The sequence below is a fragment of the Maritimibacter dapengensis genome, assembly GCF_019218265.1.
GTDB classification, from domain to species: Bacteria; Pseudomonadota; Alphaproteobacteria; order Rhodobacterales; family Rhodobacteraceae; genus Maritimibacter; species Maritimibacter dapengensis.
Genome location: NZ_JAHUZE010000001.1, coordinates 546,922 through 564,668 on the forward strand (window position 1 = coordinate 546,922; position 17,747 = coordinate 564,668).

General features: G+C 62.4%; 17 protein-coding genes. 5 read left to right on the forward strand and 12 right to left on the reverse strand.

What is annotated here, in order from left to right; genetic code table 11:
* Positions 1 to 4: 4 nt before the first annotated feature.
* From KJP28_RS02795 to KJP28_RS02810, 4 genes are read left to right on the forward strand one after another with little or no spacing between them, the layout of a single operon-like run.
* The gene (locus KJP28_RS02795; RefSeq protein ID WP_218390706.1) at positions 5 to 1,027 is read left to right on the forward strand and encodes a phosphotransferase family protein; all 1,023 of its coding nucleotides are present in this window, start codon (positions 5 to 7) and stop codon (positions 1,025 to 1,027) included.
* The gene (locus KJP28_RS02800; RefSeq protein ID WP_218390707.1) at positions 1,020 to 1,802 is read left to right on the forward strand and encodes an SDR family NAD(P)-dependent oxidoreductase; all 783 of its coding nucleotides are present in this window, start codon (positions 1,020 to 1,022) and stop codon (positions 1,800 to 1,802) included. The genes KJP28_RS02795 and KJP28_RS02800 overlap by 8 nt, the downstream gene beginning before the upstream one ends.
* An 11-nt stretch (positions 1,803 to 1,813) precedes the next feature.
* Positions 1,814 to 2,626: an IclR family transcriptional regulator gene (locus KJP28_RS02805; RefSeq protein WP_218390708.1), complete on the forward strand. Its 813-nt coding sequence runs from the start codon at positions 1,814 to 1,816 to the stop codon at positions 2,624 to 2,626.
* Positions 2,623 to 3,027, forward strand: coding sequence for a PaaI family thioesterase (locus KJP28_RS02810; protein ID WP_218390709.1), 405 nt, complete (start codon positions 2,623 to 2,625; stop codon positions 3,025 to 3,027). Before KJP28_RS02805 ends, KJP28_RS02810 begins: the two co-directional genes overlap by 4 nt.
* 54 nt (positions 3,028 to 3,081) lie before the next feature.
* Here KJP28_RS02810 and KJP28_RS02815 read toward each other — a convergent pair whose 3' ends face one another.
* The 5 genes from KJP28_RS02815 to KJP28_RS02835 all read right to left on the reverse strand — a co-directional run bounded on the left by KJP28_RS02815 (position 3,082) and on the right by KJP28_RS02835 (position 10,260).
* Positions 3,082 to 4,140: an acyl-CoA dehydrogenase family protein gene (locus KJP28_RS02815; RefSeq protein ID WP_218390710.1), complete on the reverse strand. Its 1,059-nt coding sequence runs from the start codon at positions 4,138 to 4,140 to the stop codon at positions 3,082 to 3,084.
* Position 4,141: 1 nt separating this feature from the next.
* A complete protein-coding gene (locus tag KJP28_RS02820; protein WP_218390711.1) occupies positions 4,142 to 5,329 on the reverse strand; it encodes an acyl-CoA dehydrogenase family protein in 1,188 nt (395 codons plus the stop codon).
* Position 5,330: 1 nt separating this feature from the next.
* Positions 5,331 to 7,430 (reverse strand): 3-hydroxyacyl-CoA dehydrogenase NAD-binding domain-containing protein, encoded by a 2,100-nt coding sequence (locus KJP28_RS02825; protein WP_218390712.1) that lies wholly within the window; start codon positions 7,428 to 7,430, stop codon positions 5,331 to 5,333.
* Between the two features lie 22 nt (positions 7,431 to 7,452).
* Positions 7,453 to 8,964, reverse strand: coding sequence for a class I adenylate-forming enzyme family protein (locus tag KJP28_RS02830; RefSeq protein WP_218390713.1), 1,512 nt, complete (start codon positions 8,962 to 8,964; stop codon positions 7,453 to 7,455).
* Positions 8,965 to 9,150: 186 nt separating this feature from the next.
* Positions 9,151 to 10,260, reverse strand: coding sequence for a CaiB/BaiF CoA transferase family protein (locus KJP28_RS02835; protein ID WP_218390714.1), 1,110 nt, complete (start codon positions 10,258 to 10,260; stop codon positions 9,151 to 9,153).
* Positions 10,261 to 10,396: 136 nt separating this feature from the next.
* Between KJP28_RS02835 and KJP28_RS02840 the strand changes: the two genes are divergently transcribed.
* Complete coding sequence (locus KJP28_RS02840; RefSeq protein ID WP_218390715.1) at positions 10,397 to 11,611, forward strand: acyl-CoA dehydrogenase; 1,215 nt, start codon at positions 10,397 to 10,399, stop codon at positions 11,609 to 11,611.
* A 3-nt stretch (positions 11,612 to 11,614) separates the two neighbouring features.
* Here KJP28_RS02840 and KJP28_RS02845 read toward each other — a convergent pair whose 3' ends face one another.
* From KJP28_RS02845 to KJP28_RS02875, 7 genes are all read right to left on the reverse strand, one after another.
* Complete coding sequence (locus KJP28_RS02845; protein ID WP_218390716.1) at positions 11,615 to 12,526, reverse strand: YiiX/YebB-like N1pC/P60 family cysteine hydrolase; 912 nt, start codon at positions 12,524 to 12,526, stop codon at positions 11,615 to 11,617.
* Between the two features lie 120 nt (positions 12,527 to 12,646).
* The gene (locus KJP28_RS02850; RefSeq protein ID WP_218390717.1) at positions 12,647 to 14,725 is read right to left on the reverse strand and encodes a methyl-accepting chemotaxis protein; all 2,079 of its coding nucleotides are present in this window, start codon (positions 14,723 to 14,725) and stop codon (positions 12,647 to 12,649) included.
* 172 nt (positions 14,726 to 14,897) lie between these two features.
* Positions 14,898 to 15,455: a F0F1 ATP synthase subunit B gene (locus KJP28_RS02855; protein WP_218390718.1), complete on the reverse strand. Its 558-nt coding sequence runs from the start codon at positions 15,453 to 15,455 to the stop codon at positions 14,898 to 14,900.
* A 4-nt stretch (positions 15,456 to 15,459) separates the two neighbouring features.
* Entirely contained in the window at positions 15,460 to 16,032 is a 573-nt protein-coding gene (locus KJP28_RS02860) for a F0F1 ATP synthase subunit B' (protein WP_218390719.1), read from the reverse strand.
* 121 nt (positions 16,033 to 16,153) lie between these two features.
* Positions 16,154 to 16,390, reverse strand: coding sequence for a F0F1 ATP synthase subunit C (locus KJP28_RS02865; RefSeq protein ID WP_085526666.1), 237 nt, complete (start codon positions 16,388 to 16,390; stop codon positions 16,154 to 16,156).
* A 58-nt stretch (positions 16,391 to 16,448) separates the two neighbouring features.
* A complete protein-coding gene (locus tag KJP28_RS02870; RefSeq protein WP_218390720.1) occupies positions 16,449 to 17,213 on the reverse strand; it encodes a F0F1 ATP synthase subunit A in 765 nt (254 codons plus the stop codon).
* Positions 17,203 to 17,556 (reverse strand): AtpZ/AtpI family protein, encoded by a 354-nt coding sequence (locus KJP28_RS02875; RefSeq protein WP_218390721.1) that lies wholly within the window; start codon positions 17,554 to 17,556, stop codon positions 17,203 to 17,205. The genes KJP28_RS02870 and KJP28_RS02875 overlap by 11 nt, the downstream gene beginning before the upstream one ends.
* Positions 17,557 to 17,747 lie beyond the last annotated feature (191 nt).

A 17,747-nucleotide genomic window follows, 5' to 3' on the forward strand; every position in this document is an offset into this window, starting at 1 on the left:
CGCGATGACCGACACCCAGACCCTCGATACCGCCGCCGTCGCAAAATGGGCCGAGGCCAATATCGATGGCTTCAAGGGCCCGATCGAGGCCGAGAAATTCAACGTCGGTCAGTCAAACCCGACCTTCCGCCTCGTTACCCCTACGGGTCCGTATGTCCTGCGCCGAAAGCCGCCGGGGCAGCTTCTGAAATCCGCACATGCAGTGGATCGGGAGTTTCGCGTTCAATCCGCCCTCGCGGACACGGATGTGCCGGTGGCCCGCATGTACGCGCTCTGCGAGGACCCTGAGGTAATCGGGTCGGATTTCTACATCATGGAAGCAGTGGACGGGCGCAACATCGACGACCCGCGCATCCCCGATGTGTCGAACGAGGAACGGGCCGCGATCTATGCCGAGATGTGCCGGGTTCTCGCCGCAATCCATTCGGTCGACATCGAAGCGGTCGGGCTTTCCGATTACGGACCGCCAGGAAATTACTTCGAGCGGCAAGTGGGACGCTGGACCAAGCAATACCGCGCCTCCGAGACCGAGGACATTCCGGCGATGAACGCACTCATTGACTGGCTCGGTGCGAATATCCCCGAGGAAAACCAACGCCGCCTCGTTCATGGCGACTACCGCATCGACAACATGCTGTTCGAGAAGACCGGGTCGCGCTGCGCCGCCGTGCTCGATTGGGAGCTGTCAACCATCGGCCACCCCTATGCCGACCTCGCTTCCCTGCTCATGCAATGGCAGATGCCGCCGGGCGCCGAGGGCAGGGGGCTGGAGGGTGTCGACCGCGCGAGCCTTGGTATTCCGAGCGACGAAGCTTTCGTCGAGATGTATTGCAAGGCCCGCGACCTTCCGGGGATCGACAACCTCAATTTCTACGTCGCCTTTGCCTTCTTCCGCATGGCCGGGATCATTCAGGGTGTCTACAAACGCGCGCTGGACGGGAATGCCTCGAATCCCGAACGTGCCATACGTTTGGGCAAGGCGGTGCCGAGCTTCGCTCAAAAGGGAATGGAGGCCGCGAATGGCTGATTTCGAAGGCAAGGTCGTTCAGATCACGGGTGCCGCGTCCGGTTTCGGCGCGCTGGCGGCTGCGGATTTCGCGGCAAAAGGCGCACGGCTCTTGCTGTCCGACGTAAACGAGGTGGGTTTGAACGAAGTCGCGGATGCGCTCCGGTCCGACGGGGCCGATGTGATTTCGGAGGTTTTTTCTGTCACCGATGACACGGCCATGGCGCAGCACATCGCAAGCGCCCTCGACCGTTGGGGCACGCTCGACATTGCGCTCAACAACGCAGGGATCGGCAACGGCGTGGTGAAGTTGCAGGACATCCCGCTCGAAGATTACGACCGGGTGATGGACATCAACGCCAAGGGCGTGTTCATCGGCATGCGTCACCAGATCCCGGTCATGATGAAAGCCAACACAGGCGCGATCCTCAACACCGCGTCCGCCGCCGGGCTGGTTGGATCAGGACATCTGTCGGCCTATGCCGCCTCGAAACACGCGGTGATCGGCATGACGAAAGCCGCCGCCGACGAGGTCGCGCGCTACAACATCCGCGTGAACGCCATCTGCCCGTCCTTCGCTTCGACCCCGATGGTCGAAAGCATGGGCGACATGGTCGGTGCCGCCCACGGCATCAGCCGCGAAGACGCCTACAAACGCATCGCCGCCCGCGTGCCGATGCGCCGGGTCGCCGAGCCCGCCGAGGTCGTGCAGGCCATGCTTTTCATCGTATCCGACGCGAACAGTTTCATGACCGGACAGGCCATTTCCGTTGATGGAGGTCTGACTGCTGTATAAGAGGAAACGCCATGAGCAAAGATGACTTCATAGATGACATCGAAGCGGACGGTGACCGCAAGTTCGTGACCGCGTTGGCGCGGGGTCTCGATGTGCTCAGATGTTTCCGACCCTATGAAACGAACCTCACCAATCAGGAGATCGCGCAGCGCACCGGTCTGCCTAAACCCACCATCTCGCGCCTGACCCATACGCTGCGCAAGCTCGACTACCTCGTCTATTCCGAACGCACCGGCACCTACCGTCTGGGCGCGGGCGTGCTGTCGCTGGGCTTTGGGGTGCTGTCAGGGATGGAGATCGCGGACCGTGCTCAGGAAGAGCTGAAGACGCTCTGCGATGGACCCAACCCGAATATCACCGCGGCGCTGGCCGAACAGCATCGGCTGTCGGCGGTCTATACGGCCGTGCATCGCTCGAAGCAGGCCGTGGCGCTGACGATCAACGTGGGCGCGCGGCTACCGATCATGCATTCTGCCATCGGGCGCGCCATTCTCGTCGGGATGAATGAGGCCGAGCGGTCCCACATCCTTCAATTGGCAAAAGAGGGCCGCCCCGAAGACAGCGACCGGATCGACCGGAGCATCGAGCAGGCCTTGGAAGATTATGCCAAATATGGGCTTTGCACCGGGTTCGGTGGCTGGCGGAAAGAGGTCCACGGTATCGCCGTGCCGGTGGTTTCGCTCAACGGCGACCGGATTTACGGGCTGAACGTCGGCGGCCCATCGTTCCTCGTTTCGCCCGAAGAACTGATGGAGGCCTACGCCGAACCGATCAAACGGGCCGCCAGAAATCTTTCCTCCGGAGCACCATCGGGGGCCTCATGAGCGTTGATCCCGCGCTCATCGAAGACCCGTACGAGTTGCAGAAACTCATGGGCTTTCGGATCACTGACTGGTCCGAAGGCTATGCCCGATGGGAATTGCCGATGAGTGCCAAGCTCGGCAATCGCTATGGCATTCCGCATGGTGGTGTCTATGCCACGTTGCTCGACACCGCGATGGGGTTCGCGGGCTGTTACACCGGAACAAGCGACGAGCGGCGGCTCGCCATGACGCTGTCGCTCAACGTGAACTACCTGTCGCAGCCCAAGGGAGACCTACTGGTCGCCGAAGCTCACAAGGTGGGCGGCGGGCGCAAGACGTTCTTTGCCGAGGCCAGCGTGATGGACGAAAACGGCACAACGCTCGCGACCGGGACCGGTGTGTTTCGCTACCGTTCCACCTGAACGAAAAACGGCGGGAGCCATGCCCCCGCCATTCTCTTGATCCTGTCGCTCGAGTCAGGCGGCGTAGCCAGCCATCACTTTCTCGAGCTGGTAATCCTCGTCACCCAGTTGCGCGTCGATCATGACGAGCCGCTTGGCGTAATGGCTGACCGACGCTTCCCAGGTCATCGCGATCCCGCCATGCATCTGGATCGCCTCTTCCGAGACCAACCGTGCCGCGCGACCGATCAGGTTCTTGGCCATGGCGACGATGCGCGCCTGATCGTCCTCGCCAATCCGGCTGGCGGCAAGGATCGTGATCGAGCGGGCCTGCTCGATCTCGGTCACCAGGTCCACGGCACGGTGTTGCAGCGCCTGAAACTTGCCGATCGGCACGCCGAATTGCTTTCGGGTGCGCAGGTAGTCGAGCAGGATCTCGTTGGTCGCATCCATCAGCCCGACCGCCTCGGCACAAAGCGCCAGCCGCCCAAGGTCGAGCGCGTGCTCCAGAGCGTCCCGCGCATCCGCGATAAGCTCCGTGCCCGGCGCGCCGTCGAGGAACAATTCGGCTGCGCCACCACCGTCGATCAACCCGTAGCCCGTCACCTGCGCGTCCGAGGCTTTGACCTCGTAGACACCGAGCGTATCACCGGACTTCGCCGCAACGAGGAATACCTCGGCGTCGTTTCCGCCGTAGACCACCGACTTGCGGCCCGACAGCTTACCGCCGTCAAACGTGGTTTCGAGGTCGTCCAACCCATAGGGCGCGTCGAGCTCACCGATTGCCACCGCGTAGCGCACCGAACCGTCGAGCAGGCTCGACTGATCCGCACCAGCCGACGTCATCAACGAAGAGGCGAGCAGCGATCCCAGCACCGGGGCAGGGCAGAGGCCTTTGCCCAAGGCCTCGAACACGGTGGTGATGTCGAAGCCCGCGCCACCGAACCCGCCCGCATCTTCGGGCGCGAGCGCATAGAGCACACCCAGTTCGCACATCTCGGACCAGAGCGCAGTGTCGTGGAACGGCGCGTCATAGGCCACGTTCTTGCGGTGATCGAACCCGTATTTGTCGGCGAGAAAGCGGTTCAGGCTGTCTGACAACATACGGCGGTCTTCAGTCAGGGAAAAATCCATCTCACAGCTCCAGCATGGCTTTGCTCAGGATATTGCGCTGGATCTCGTTGGACCCACCGAAGATCGAAAGCTTGCGATTGTTGAAATAGGTGGCGGCGTTGTGAACGTCCTCCGGCTCCACCAGCGCGGCGTTGCCGAACATGTCCTCCGACGGGAACGGCGCGGCAGCCGGGCCGAGCGCGCGACGCGCGAGCTCGTTCTGGGTCTGGCGAATGACCGTGCCCTTGATCTTGAGGATCGAGGTCTCAGGCCCCGGCGCACCCTGTGTCTGCGCGGTGTAGAGCATCCGCAGATTGGTGATCTTCATCGCTTCGAGGTCGATCTCCATCTGTGCGATCCGCGCCGCGAACAGCGGGTTTTCGATCAAAGGCTTGCCGTTCCGTTTCACCCGCCGCGCCAGCGCCTTCAATTCGGTCAGACCCTGCATCGAGAACCCGACGCCCGCGATATTCGTGCGCTCATGGGTGAGAAGGAACTTGGCGATGGTCCAGCCCTGGTTTTCCTCTCCGACGAGGTTTTCCGCCGGGACGCGCACATCGGTGAAGAACACCTCGTTCACCTCATGCCCGCCTTCGATCAGCTTGATCGGGCGCATCTCGATCCCCGGCGTGTCGAGGTCGACGAGGATGAAGCTGATGCCTTCCTGCGGCTTGCCGTCGGTCTTGGTGCGCACGAGGCAGAAGATCTTGTTGGCGTGTTGCCCCAGCGTGGTCCAGGTCTTCTGCCCGTTGATGACATAGTCGTCACCATCGCGCACCGCGCGCGTCTTGAGTGACGCGAGGTCCGAACCCGCTCCGGGTTCCGAATAGCCCTGACACCACCAATCCGACCCGTCGAGGATGCGCGGCAGGATCTCGTCCTGCTGTTCCTTGGAGCCGAATTTCTGAAGCACCGGACCGAGCATGGCGAGACCGAAGGGCACGATCCGCGGCGCATGTGCCTTGGCCGCCTCTTCGTCGAAAATGTGTTTCTCGACCGGGGACCAGCCGGGGCCGCCGAACTCGGTCGGCCAGCCGGTCGCGAGCCAGCCCTGTTCGTTCAGGATCGCATGCCAGCGGTCCATATCCTCTTTTTCAAGCTCCCCGCCGATGCGGACCTTCTCGGAAAGCTCCTCGGGCAGTTTCTCGTCAAGAAAGGCGCGAACCTCGTCGCGGAATTCCAGCTCTTCCTTTGTGAAGCTCAGATCCATCTCAGCCCTCCTTGTTCAAGTCTTCGAAGGTTTCACCCTTGCCGGCCATACGGCGCAGTATGTCGGGCACCTTCCAGTAGTAGCTGTCGTCCTTTGCGTATTCCTCGATCCGACGGACGACCTCCTTCGCGCCGACCTCGTCGGCGTATTTGAGCGGCCCGCCACGGAAACGCGGGAAGCCGTAGCCGAAGAGGAACACCGCATCCACGTCGATCGGGCGCAGAGCTATCCCTTCTTCTACGACCCGTGCGGCCTCCGAGATCATCGCGGTCATGTAACGGTCGACGATTTCCTGATCCGTAAAGTCGCGCGGCGTGATGCCCTTGGCGGCGCGTTCCTTGTCGATGATCTCGAGGGCCTCGGGGTTCGGACGGATGCCTTCATCGTCGTAGATGTAGAACCCTTTGCCGGTCTTGCGACCGTACCAGCCCTCTTCGCAAATCTTGTCGTGGATCCGCACGTAGCGTTCCTCGTTCGGGCGCGTTGCGTTCATGCGTTTGCGGTTCGCCCAGCCGATATCGAGCCCCGCAAGGTCTCCGACCTTGAAAGGCCCCATCGCGAAGCCGAAGTTTTCAAGCGCCGTGTCGATCTGTTCGGGGCTTGCACCGTCTTCCATCAGGTATCCGGCAGTCTTGCCGTAATAGGCGAGGATGCGGTTTCCGATGAACCCGTCGCACACGCCCGCCCGCACCGCGATCTTCTTCATCTTCTTGGCGAGGTTGAAGCCGGTCGCGACGACCTCCGGTGCGGTCTTGTCGGCTACCACGACCTCCAAGAGCTTCATGATATGTGCGGGGCTGAAGAAGTGCAGACCGATCACATCCTCGCGGCGGCTCGTCACCGATGCGATTTCGTCGATGTCGAGATAGGAGGTGTTCGACGCGAGGATAGCGCCTTTCTTGCAGATGCGGTCGAGGTTGGTGAAGATGTCCTTCTTCACGCTCATGTCCTCGAACACCGCCTCGATCACGAGGTCCACGTCCGACAGGCTGTCCATGTCGGTCGAGGGCGAAAGACGGTCAAGCGCGTCCTTCATCTTGGCCTCGGTGGATTTGCCGCGTTTCACCGCACCTTCAAGGTTCTTGGTGATCGTGCCGGTGCCGCGCTCGAGCGCCTCGTCGGCGACTTCGATCAGCCGCACCTCGAAGCCCGCGTTGAGCGCCGAGGTCGCGATACCGGACCCCATCGTGCCGCCGCCGATCACGCCGATCTTCTTGATCTCGCGCGGGGTCGCCTTGGCCTCGGGGATCTTCGACACCGCCCGTTCCGCGAAAAACGCGTGGATCATGCCGCGCGTAGAAGGCGCGTTCTTGAGCAGGTCCATGAAACATTCGCGTTCGAATTTCATACCCTCTTTGACGTCGCCCGTTGAGCGTTCGACGGCGTCGATCACCATCGGAGCGCTGGCGAGGTTCGACATCTTTTTCGCGACCATGGCGCGGGCGTCTTCGAGCGCGGCCTTGTCCACCTCGACGGGCAATTCGCTGGTGCGACGGGTCTCGAGCGTTCCGTCGAGCACGTCCTGAGCGGCCTTGAGCGCGACATCGCGCGGCTCGCCATCCTCGATCTTGTCGATCAGGCCCCACTCCGCCGCGGTCTCGCCCGGCACCATCGTGCCGCCGAGGGACATGTCGAGCGTGTGCTTCATTCCCATGAGCCGGGGGCCGCGTTGCGTGCCGCCCGCGCCGGGAAGAAGCCCGAGATTGATCTCAGGCAGGCCGACGCGGAGTCCTTTGACGCCCACACGCGCATGTGTGCCCATGCAGATTTCCAGACCGCCTCCAAGTGCCGTGCCGTGCGGGGCCGAGATCACCGGCTTCTCGCTCGCTTCGATCGTGTTGATCGTGTCCGGCAGGCTGGGCTCCAGCGGGGTTTTTCCGAATTCGCGGATGTCCGCACCTGCGACAAAGGTGCGGCCCGCCGCGTAGATCGCGATGACCTTGACCGCGTCGTCCGCGTTGGCCGCCGTGACAGCGTCGATCAGACCTTGGCGAACGGGCTGGGCGCTTGCGTTGACCGGGGGGTTGTCGATGCGCACGAGTGCGATCTCGCCCACGCGTTCGAGGGAAATGACATCATTGATGGATGTGGCGTCACTCATGGGTGTCGGGGTCCTTTCGGGGTCAGATGGCTACGGCATCGCGCCGGGCGAGCTCGTCGGAATACAGATCGACGAGCTTGTGTTTCAGGATCTTGCCGGTTGCGGCACGTGGAAAATCGTCGATCAGGACGATATGCTGAGGTACTTTGTAGGCCACAAGGTTCTCATGAAGAAACCCCTTGAGTTCCTCTTCGCCGATGCCGGGCGTGGCGGTGACGAAGGCGATGATTTCCTCGTTGCCCGGCACGTTGCGACCAACCACGGCGGTCTGGTGGACGCCGGGGTGTCGGGTCAGCATCGCCTCCACTTCGGGCGGATAGACGTTGAACCCAGACCGGATGATGAGTTCCTTCTTCCGGCCCATGAGCCAGACCGCGCCGTCCGGGTCGATCCGGGCGAAATCGCCGGAGCGGAAAAACCCGTCGTCGCGGATTGCCGCGCGCGTGGCGTCGGGGTTGCGGAAATAGCCCAGCATGATGTTCGGCCCGCGGATCAATAGCTCGCCCACGCCCTCGGCGTCGGGCTCGTCCACGATGCACTCGACGTCCGGGAGGATTTCGCCCAGCGCAAGGTCCTTGCGCGGTCGGGCGTTCGATCCGCCGCAGACGCCTGGAGACGTTTCGGTCAGGCCGTATCCATTGTGCAGCGGCAGGCCGAACGCGGCCTCGACCCGTTCCTTCCAGGCTGGGTCGAGCGGGGCGCCGCCCGACGAGATGTAGTGAAGTTTCGGGGCGACAACGGGTCCGCCGCGGCGCTGGATCTCGGTGAGCATCGCCTGATACATCTGCGGGACAGCGGGCAGAACAGCGCCGCCCTCGGCAATCGCGTCCAGCACGGCGCCCGCATCGAAGCGGGTCATGAAGCGAATCGATCCACCGGCATGCATGGCCGCGAGGAATGCCGATGAGAACCCGAAAATATGGGTGCCCGGCAATACGCCGATCACTTCGTCGTCTGGTACGATCTCGCGCAATCGGGCCGAACTCATCGCATTCCAGGTGAGGTTGCGATGGGTGAGCATCACGCCCTTCGGGGCAGAGGTGGTTCCCGTCGTGTACATAAGCGCGGCGACACGGGTCTCCGGCGTTTCACCGGTCGGCTGGGGGGCGGTTTCCGGCGTTTCGAATGGACCGGCCAGCAAGATCTCGCCGCAGGACAGTGCACCCGCATGTGATGCACCGAAGCGCGCCGCGTGGTCCTGGGACGCGGTCGAAGCTTCTGGCGTGAACAGGATCAGGCGCGGACCTGCATGTGCCCTCAGCGCCGCAAGTTCTTCGGCCGTCTGGCGGGCGTTGACCGGCATGATCCAAGCGCCGACGCGGCTCGCAGCCATGATCGCAACAGCGTAGGTCGCGCAGTTTTCGGAAACCAGCATGAGCCTGTCGCCGGGGCGCAATCCGGCATCCACAAGCCGCTCGGTGAGCGTTTCGACCATGTCGCGGAAGGTGCCGTAATCGAAACGGGTTCCGTCATGGTCGACGAGCGCAACATGATGCGCCGGCTGTGCACCGATAAGGTCGTGAAGCCAGGTCATTGATCCTCCCAGACGGGGCCGAGAGGCCCACATCTTCGGATCGTATCCGCTCCTGTCGTCGGGGTCAATTCGGTGAAATGAAGTTTTGCAATGCGAAATTGCCGCATCGTGTCGATCGTGGTCGCCGGGTCAAACGCCTCACCGGACGGGTATCGGCCGAAACCGCAAGGAAGCGTGACACCCTCGCTACGGCAACGTTTTGCGGATGGGTGCCGATGTCTCGAGCGACAGGTCGCACTCCGAGAACCGCCAGGGGCCGCGCACGCCCGGAACCCCTTCGGGCGATATCTTCATTTCCCGGGCGACCACTTGGGGGTCTGCGAACGTCTCGGCGACAGTGTTGATCGGTCCCGCCGGAACCATTGCGCTTCCGAGCGCGGCCAACAGGTCGTCACGTGTCCAGCGTGCCGTGCAGTCGGAAAGCGCGTCCTTCAACGCATCGCGGTTGGCGATCCGAACACCATTCGTCGCGAAACGCGGGTCTTCCGCCAAGGTGCTGCAACCCAAGACATCGCACGCCGCGCGAAACTGTCGGTCGTTTCCGACCGCGACGATCACATGGCCATCAGCGACCGGGAGCACGTCATACGGCGTGAGGTTGGGATGAGCATTGCCCATGCGCTGTGGCGTTTCACCGCTCACCAGATAATTCATTGCCTGGTTCGCAAGCAGTGCCGTGGCGCAGTCCAGCAGCGAAATGTCGACCATTTGCCCGCAACCAGTGCGGTGCCGCGCTTCCACCGCTGCGAGAATCCCGATCGTTGCATAAAGCCCGGCGACGATATCCGTGACCGCGACGCCGACCTTCATCGGCGCGCCGTCCGGCTCGCCCGTGATCGACATCAGGCCGGACAGGCCCTGTATCATGAAGTCGTATCCCGGCACATTGGCTTTCGGCCCTGTCTGGCCGAAGCCGGTGATCGAGCAGTAAATCAGCCGCGGGTTGACGTCGCGAAGACTTTCGTAGTCCAGGCCATATTTCGCGAGTCCACCGACCTTGAAATTTTCGATGACGATATCTGCATCGGCGACCAGCGCGCGGACGCGGTCCTGGCCTTCGCGGCTTCGAAAATCCGCGACTTCGGACGACTTGCCCCGGTTCGCAGCGTAGAAATAGGCGGCGGTCCTGTCGCCCTCCCGTTCGATCCAGGGCGGCCCCCAATTGCGGGTGTCGTCGCCGTCCGGGCTTTCGATCTTGATGACGTCCGCACCCAGATCGGCCAGGGCCTGTCCGGCCCAGGGGCCCGCGAGAATCCGGGCGAGTTCCACGACTTTCAGACCTTCGAGCGGCGCCATATGCTGTCTCCTCCATCGACCCTAACCGCCTAGCACCCGGCCCGCTTTCGCGCAATTACGCGACGAAACGGGGGGCGGGGCTTGCCCGCGGCCCGGATGACGCGCATCAATCACCGACGATCAGGAGGAGAGAGACATGGCCCACGACCTGCCCGCGAAAAGCCGCCCCGACCTTGGCCCGTTCGATTGGGAGGATGCGTTCCGACTCGACGAGCAACTCGAGGAAGACGAGCGGATGATCCGCGACAGCGCGCGGGCCTATGCGTCGGAAAAGCTGGCGCCGCGCGTGGTGTCGGCGTTCGAGAACGAAGAAACCGACCCCGCGATCTTCCGCGAGATGGGCGAGATGGGGCTTCTGGGCGTGACGGTGCCGGAGGAATACGGTGGGCTTGGCGGTTCCTACGTGTCCTACGGGCTGGTGGCGCGGGAAGTGGAGCGGATCGACAGCGGCTATCGCTCGATGATGTCCGTGCAGAGCTCGCTCGTCATGTACCCGATATATGCCTACGGCTCCGAGGAGCAACGCAAGAAATATCTGCCCGGTCTCGCATCTGGAGAGCTGATCGGGTGTTTCGGACTGACCGAACCCGATGCGGGCTCCGATCCGGGCAGCATGAAAACGCGGGCCGTGAAGAAGGATGCGGGCTACACGCTTACGGGATCGAAGATGTGGATTTCGAACGCGCCGATCGCAGATGTGTTCGTGGTCTGGGCCAAGTCCGATGCGCATGACGGCAAGATCCGGGGCTTCGTGCTTGAAAAGGGCATGACCGGGCTGTCCGCGCCGAAGATCGAGAACAAGCTCAGCCTGCGTGCCTCGATCACCGGCGAGATCGTGATGGACGGGGTCGAGGTCGGCGAGGACGCGCTGCTGCCGAATGTCGAGGGGCTGAAGGGTCCGTTCGGCTGCCTCAATCGGGCGCGCTACGGGATCAGTTGGGGCGCGATGGGGGCGGCAGAGTTCTGTTGGCATGCCGCGCGGCAATACGGGCTCGACCGGGTCCAGTTCGGTCGACCGCTCGCCAACACTCAGCTGTTTCAGAAAAAGCTCGCGGATATGCAGACCGAAATCACGCTGGGGCTTCAGGGCGCGCTGCGGGTCGGGCGGTTGATGGACGAAGGCAAGGCCGCGCCGGAGATGATCTCGCTCATGAAACGCAACAATTGCGGCAAGGCGCTCGACATCGCGCGGATGTCGCGCGACATGCATGGCGGCAACGGGATTTCAGGCGAGTTTCAGGTGATCCGCCACATGGTCAACCTCGAAACGGTGAACACATACGAGGGCACGCATGACGTCCACGCGCTGATTCTCGGGCGGGCGCAGACCGGGTTGCAGGCGTTCTTCTGACCCTTAATCCGGCGTGCAGGCCGCAAGGTCCAGCGACGACGTGACCGCCGCGACCGGGCCGACCGGCGCCGGGCCCCAGAAGGCCGCGATCCGGTACATCGCACCTTCCAGACCGGGAGCATGCCAATCCGTGCCGTTGCCCTCGACGTAATCCACGATGCGCATTTGCTCACCGCGGATCGCCTTCGCGGCGACGTCGTCTGGCAGCAACACCTGATAGCCCTGCATTGTGCGGATGGGGAAGTCGAGTGTCGGGAAAGCACGCGCGAGCACTTCGGTGCACGCGAACGCGTCGCAGGTGTTCAGGTCGAAGAAATAATCGAATGGGTAGTTCAGAAGGCTGAGCGCACGAGAGGCCGCCCGGCCTTTGTCGCGGGTCGAAAGATTGGTCCTGATCAGTGCCGCGGCATCGCGTTGGCTCAGGATTTCGTCGAGGGTGGCAAGGCGGACATGGGTTGCGACGCCTTCGATCACGATCTTGCCGCTTCGGATTTCCGCGTGGTGCGGAACGATGGATGGGTGTGTCCAGAGGCCCGCCTCGCGCAATTGTGCCTCGGTGCCAAGATAGAGCGCGGTATGCGTGAACCAGCCGGAGAAGAACCGGGAGCCCAAATGGCTTTTCGCGGCGAGCGTCAGCATGTCGAGCGGCTGAGCCTGTGCCGCGATCCGCGCCATCGCTCTTGGGTCGTGCGAAAGGTATCCGCTGTTCGGCCCCGGGTCGAACAGGGGCTCCAATGGCTCCGACATGGTCATCGCGACTTCGGTGAACCATGCCGGGTGCCGGTCGGGATCGGCGCAGCAGTGGAAATCTTTTGCCTGCAAGGTCGGTGGCAGGCCGGTGAAGTCCGGATGTTCGATCGGCAAACCACAGCTTGCCAGTAAGAATGCGCCCAGCAGCGCGTGAAATCTCGACATCCGGCTGTCCCCCTGATGAGCAGATTACCGCCTAAATTTTGGCTGCGCTACGTCTACCATCAGCCAAGGACAGACTTTTCGCCCGCAGGGGCGATTTCGGCCCGCACGCCAAGCCGCATATTACGCGCGCTGTCTTTCGGCAGGGGCAATCGTCTGCTTGGGGGTCGGGTCCGGTGCGTTGAAGGTAAACGCGCGTGTCGAAGCGGACAATTGTTCGGTCACGGACTTGAGCGATTGTGTGGCGGCGGTGGTCTCCTCGAACATCGCGACATTCTGCTGGGTGGTCTGGTCCAGTTGGTTGGCGGCGGCGTTGATTTCCTTCAACCCCTGTGACTGCTCCTTCGCGGACTGGGCAAGGCCCTGCACCTGCATGCGGATGTGCGCGACCGAGTCCGCGATCTGGACCAGCGCTTCCCGCGAATCCTCGACCAGCGTCACGCCGCCCTGCACCTGCGTGGATGTCGCGTTGATCAGATCCGCGATTTCGCGGGACGAATCCGACGACCGTTGCGCCAATTGCCGCACTTCGGCAGCGACGACAGCGAAACCGCGTCCCGTTTCTCCGGCGCGGGCTGCTTCGACACCGGCATTCAGCGCGAGCAGGTTGGTCTGAAACGCGATGTCGTCGATGACATTGGTGATTTGCCGGACCTTTTCAGAGCTCTCGGCAATCTCGGTCATGGCTGCGGCGGCCCGTTTCGCTTTTTCAAGCCCAATGCGCGTACTCTCGTCGGTTTCGTCAGCCGTGCGCGTGGCCGCATCCGCGCTTTCGGCGGCATGGTCGACGGAGGATGCCATCTGATCGAGTGACGCGGCCGTTTCTTCGAGCGCGGCCGCCTGTTTCTCGGTTCGTGCCGAGAGGTCCTGCGCGGCTCCCGCGATCTGTGCCACCTCGGACAGGATCATGCCGGAGCGGTCAGTGATCCCGGCAACGACTTGCGACAAGGACGCGATCGCGGAGTTGAAACCGACCTTCAACCCCTCGAACTCATGGGGCATCGGCGCGTCGATCCGGCCCGAAAGGTCGTTGTTTGCCAGGCGGGTGATCGCAGCCGCGATCGCGCCTACGGCAAGCTTTCGTGCCGTGATGTCCGTCGCGAATTTGACGACCTTGATGACGCGGCCGTCGTCATCGGTGATCGGGTTATAGGTCGCCTGAATCCAGACGTCGCGCCCGCCTTTGCCGATACGACGGAATTCGTCCGAACGATGGGCCCCAGATTTCAGACCCTCCCAGAAAGCCGCGTAGTCCGAAGATTGCGCCTCGGTCGGGTCGACGAACATCCGGTGGTGTTTCCCGATGATTTCGTGGGCTTCATATCCCATTGCGGACAGAAAATTCTCGTTCGCCGTCAGGATCGTGCCATTCGGTTCGAACTCGATTACCGCCTGTGAACGTCCGAGCGCCTCGATCTGTCCGGCATGGTCGATGGCGCGGTTCTTGATCTGCGTGATATCGTGAGCGAACTTGATGACGCCCACAGGCACACCGCGTGCGCCGATAATCGGGTTATAGGTCGCTTGGAGCCAAATCTCGGTGCCCTGTTTCCGTTTGCGTCGAAATGCGCCCGCTTTGGGCTCGCCCCGTGCAAGGGTCGTCCAGAAATCCCTGTAGCTCGGCTTGGAAGCGATGTCGTCCGGGACGAAGATGGCGTGGTGCTTCCCACGTATCTCGTCGAGCGTGTATCCGGTTGCAGCAAGGAAATTCTCATTCGCGTCCAGGACGTGACCTTCGAGATCGAATTCGATGATCGCCTGGCTTCTGGAAATCGCCGCGAGTTTGCTTTTCTCGCGCGCGGCATTGCGGACGGCTTCGGTCACGTCCGTTGCGAATTTGACAATCCGTGTCACCGCGCCCGACCCGGACGTCATCGGGACATATGACGCCTGAAGCCAGACGAGGTGCCCCTCTTTGGCGATGCGCGGCACCCTCTCGCTGATGTCCTCGCCGTTTCGCAGTCGGTCCCAGAACTTGCGGTATTCGGGCGAATGCGTTGTGTCCGACCCGACGAGCATCTTGTGGTTCTGGCCAACGATCTCGGCCTTCTCGTACCCCATGAGGCGACAGAACACGTCATTCGCATCCAGCACCTCGCCGTCCGGGGCGAACCAGACCACCGCCATGTGCGCCATGACGGCGTCCGAAAGCTCGTCACGTTCAGATCGCGCGGCACTCTGAGGTTTTTTTCGACCGATCATCCAGCCCGTCTCCTGTAACACCTGGGTCAGTCATGGTCGGAAAACCTGAATTTTCCGTTGATATCCCCGATTGCGAATGGAGTCGTTCCAGATCAGGCATTCGGCCTCGATGCGCGGCCAAAAAAAAACCCAGGCGCATGGCCTGGGTTTTCGATGTGTCGTGAAACGGACCTTAGTGGAGCTTGGTCTCCACGTCCTTGATCGCGGCGTCGATCAGCTTGTTGCCTTCGGCAGCGGTCATCTTTTTGGAGATGATGTCCTGCGCTGCGGCGATGGCGGTCGTGATCGCGCTGTCGCGCACTTCCTTGATGGCAGCCGATTCGGCGGACTTGATCTGGTCCTCTGCCGCGGCCAGACGGCGCGCGATCGACGATTTAAGATCTTCCTTGGCGACTTCCGCGGCAGCGGCGGCTTCGGCCTTGGCGTGCTCGACGATCTGGTCGGCCTGCTGGGCAACCTCTTTCTGCTTGCGCTCATAGGAGGCAAGGATCGTCTGCGCTTCTTCACGCAGGGCGCGGGCCTCTTCGAGCTCGGCCTTGATGCCGTCGGCACGCTTGTCGAGCAGCCCGCCGATCATGCCGGGGACTTTGAAGTAGAGCAGCACCAGCACGAAGGCGATGAATGCCAGCAGGACGATGAAGTCGGTGTTGCCGAGCGACACGAACGGGCCGGTCGCGGCCACGGCGGGGCCGGCGGCGACAAACGGGAGGAGGCTGAAGAGCTTTTTCATATCCTTACCCTTTCGCCCGGTCGTTGACTGCCGAGGTGACGGTTTTCGCATCCGCCGAGAACCCCATCGCGCTCAGGATCGCGGTGACGGTGTCCTTTGCGACTTCTTTCGCGCTGTCGGCGGCGCCTTCGCGGATTTCCGTGATGGCTTTTTCCGACTCGGCGGTCTTTGCGGCGATTTCGGCATCGGCCTTGGCCTGTGCCGCGTCGAGGTCAGCCTGGATCTCGGCTTTCGCGTCGGCGACGATCTTCTGCGCTTCGGTGCGGGCGTCGGCAAGGGCCTTCTTGTAGGCGTCTTCCGCGTCCACGGCTTTTTGTTTCAGCTCTTCGGCTGCGGCGAGGTCAGAGGTGATCGTGCCTTGCCGTTCCGCCAGAACGCCCGCGATGCGCGGCAGTGCGATCTTGGTGAACACGACATGGATGACGACCAGCGTGACGACGAGCCAGAAGATCTGGTTCCCGAAGGTCGAGAAATCCAGCTGCGGCATACCGGCACCGCTCGCTTCCGCGGCACCATGCGCGGCGTCGGCTGCACCATGTGCGGCGTCGGCGGCGACTTCTGTTTCTTCAGTTGCCATCGTGTCCTCCTGGAACCCTGATTACAGAGGTGGACCCGGCTTGCGCCAGACCCACCTCCCGTAAGGATGGTCGACAGGTGCCGACCGGGTCAGCGGATGCTGACCGTTTGGTTCGGCAGGATCAGACGGCGAACATCAGCAGGAGCGCGATGAGGAACGAGAAGATCCCCAGGGCTTCTGCGAATGCGATGCCGATGAAGAGCGTCGCGGTCTGGCCGCCAGCGGCGGACGGGTTGCGCAGCGCGCCGGCGAGGAAGTTGCCAGCCACGTGGCCCACACCGATTGCGGCAGCGCCGGAACCGATGCCAGCGAGGCCTGCGCCGATGAATTGACCGAGTTGTGCGATATCGCCTTCCATGATGTTTCTCCTTACGATGGAATTCGAGTTGATATTCTTGGGTTGAGCGGGTCGGACCTTAGTGCGACGGGTGCAGTGCATCCTTCAGATACACACAGGTCAGAATTGCGAAGACATAGGCCTGAACACCGGCCACGAGCATCTCGAGCCCGTAGATCGCGGTGATCGAAAGCACGGCGAAGGGCGAGATGGCTGCAACGGCGGCGAAGCCCGCGAACACCTTCATCACAGCGTGGCCGGCCATGATGTTACCGCCAAGACGAATGGAGTGGCTGACAGGGCGCACGAAGTACGAGATCAGCTCGATGATCGCCAGGATCGGGCGCAGCGCGAGCGGCGCGGACGAGACCCAGAACAGGCCAAGGAACTTGGTGCCGTTCTTGACGAAACCGACAATGGTCACGGTCAGGAACACCGCGAGCGCGAGAACGGCGGTCACGGCGATGTGCGAGGTGGTCGCAAAGGACATCGGCAGAAGGCCGAGGTAGTTGGCGAACAGGATGAACATGAACAGCGTCATGATGTAGGGGAAGAACTTGATCGCGTCCTTGCCGGCCACATCCTCGACCATCTTGTAAGTGAAGCCGTAGAGGATTTCGCCGATCGACTGGGTCCGGGTCGGCACGATGGCCCGGCCGCGCGAGCCGAAGACGAACAGTGCGACGATGGCGAGAACGGCCAGCGCCATCCAGAGGGTCACGTTGGTGATGGTGTACCAGGACACGGGGTCGCCGATCTCACCGAACAGCGGTTTCACGATGAACTGGTCGAGCGGGTGGAATACCAGGCCGCCGGTTTCTTCGCCATGCGCTTCAGTCGCCACGTGCGTTGTCCTCTTGCTCTGCGGCGTGTTTCGCCGCCTGTCTCTCTCCGAGCTCCTGGGCCGAGCCGAGCATCGTCTTGATGCCTGCCGCCAGACCCAGCAGCGTGAAAATGACAAGGAATATCGGTATCGTGCCGAAGAGCCAGTCCAGCCCGTATCCCATGCCAAAACCGATCCCCAGACCGGCCACCAATTCAATCACCATGCGCCATGCGAGGTTCGCGAGCGCGTAGTCCTTCTTCTGATGCGGGCTGTCCTCGGGCCTGGCGGCCTTGTGTGCCTCGATCCTCGCATTGAGCGCCTTGAGGCGGTCACCATCGGGATCGTCGTGCGGGTTTGCCAAGCGTGAAATGCCCCTCAGAAGAGTTGGGGGTTTGCTACTGTGCGGGCGAAAAGGAGTCAACGCCGGATAGCGCCAACATTACAACCGCCAAGTCATTGAAAATAAATAACATTGCGTGGCGCCTTGTGGGCCATCCACTTCGGCTCAGCCCCACTGGCGACCGATTTGCTTAAAATCCTCATATTCAACCG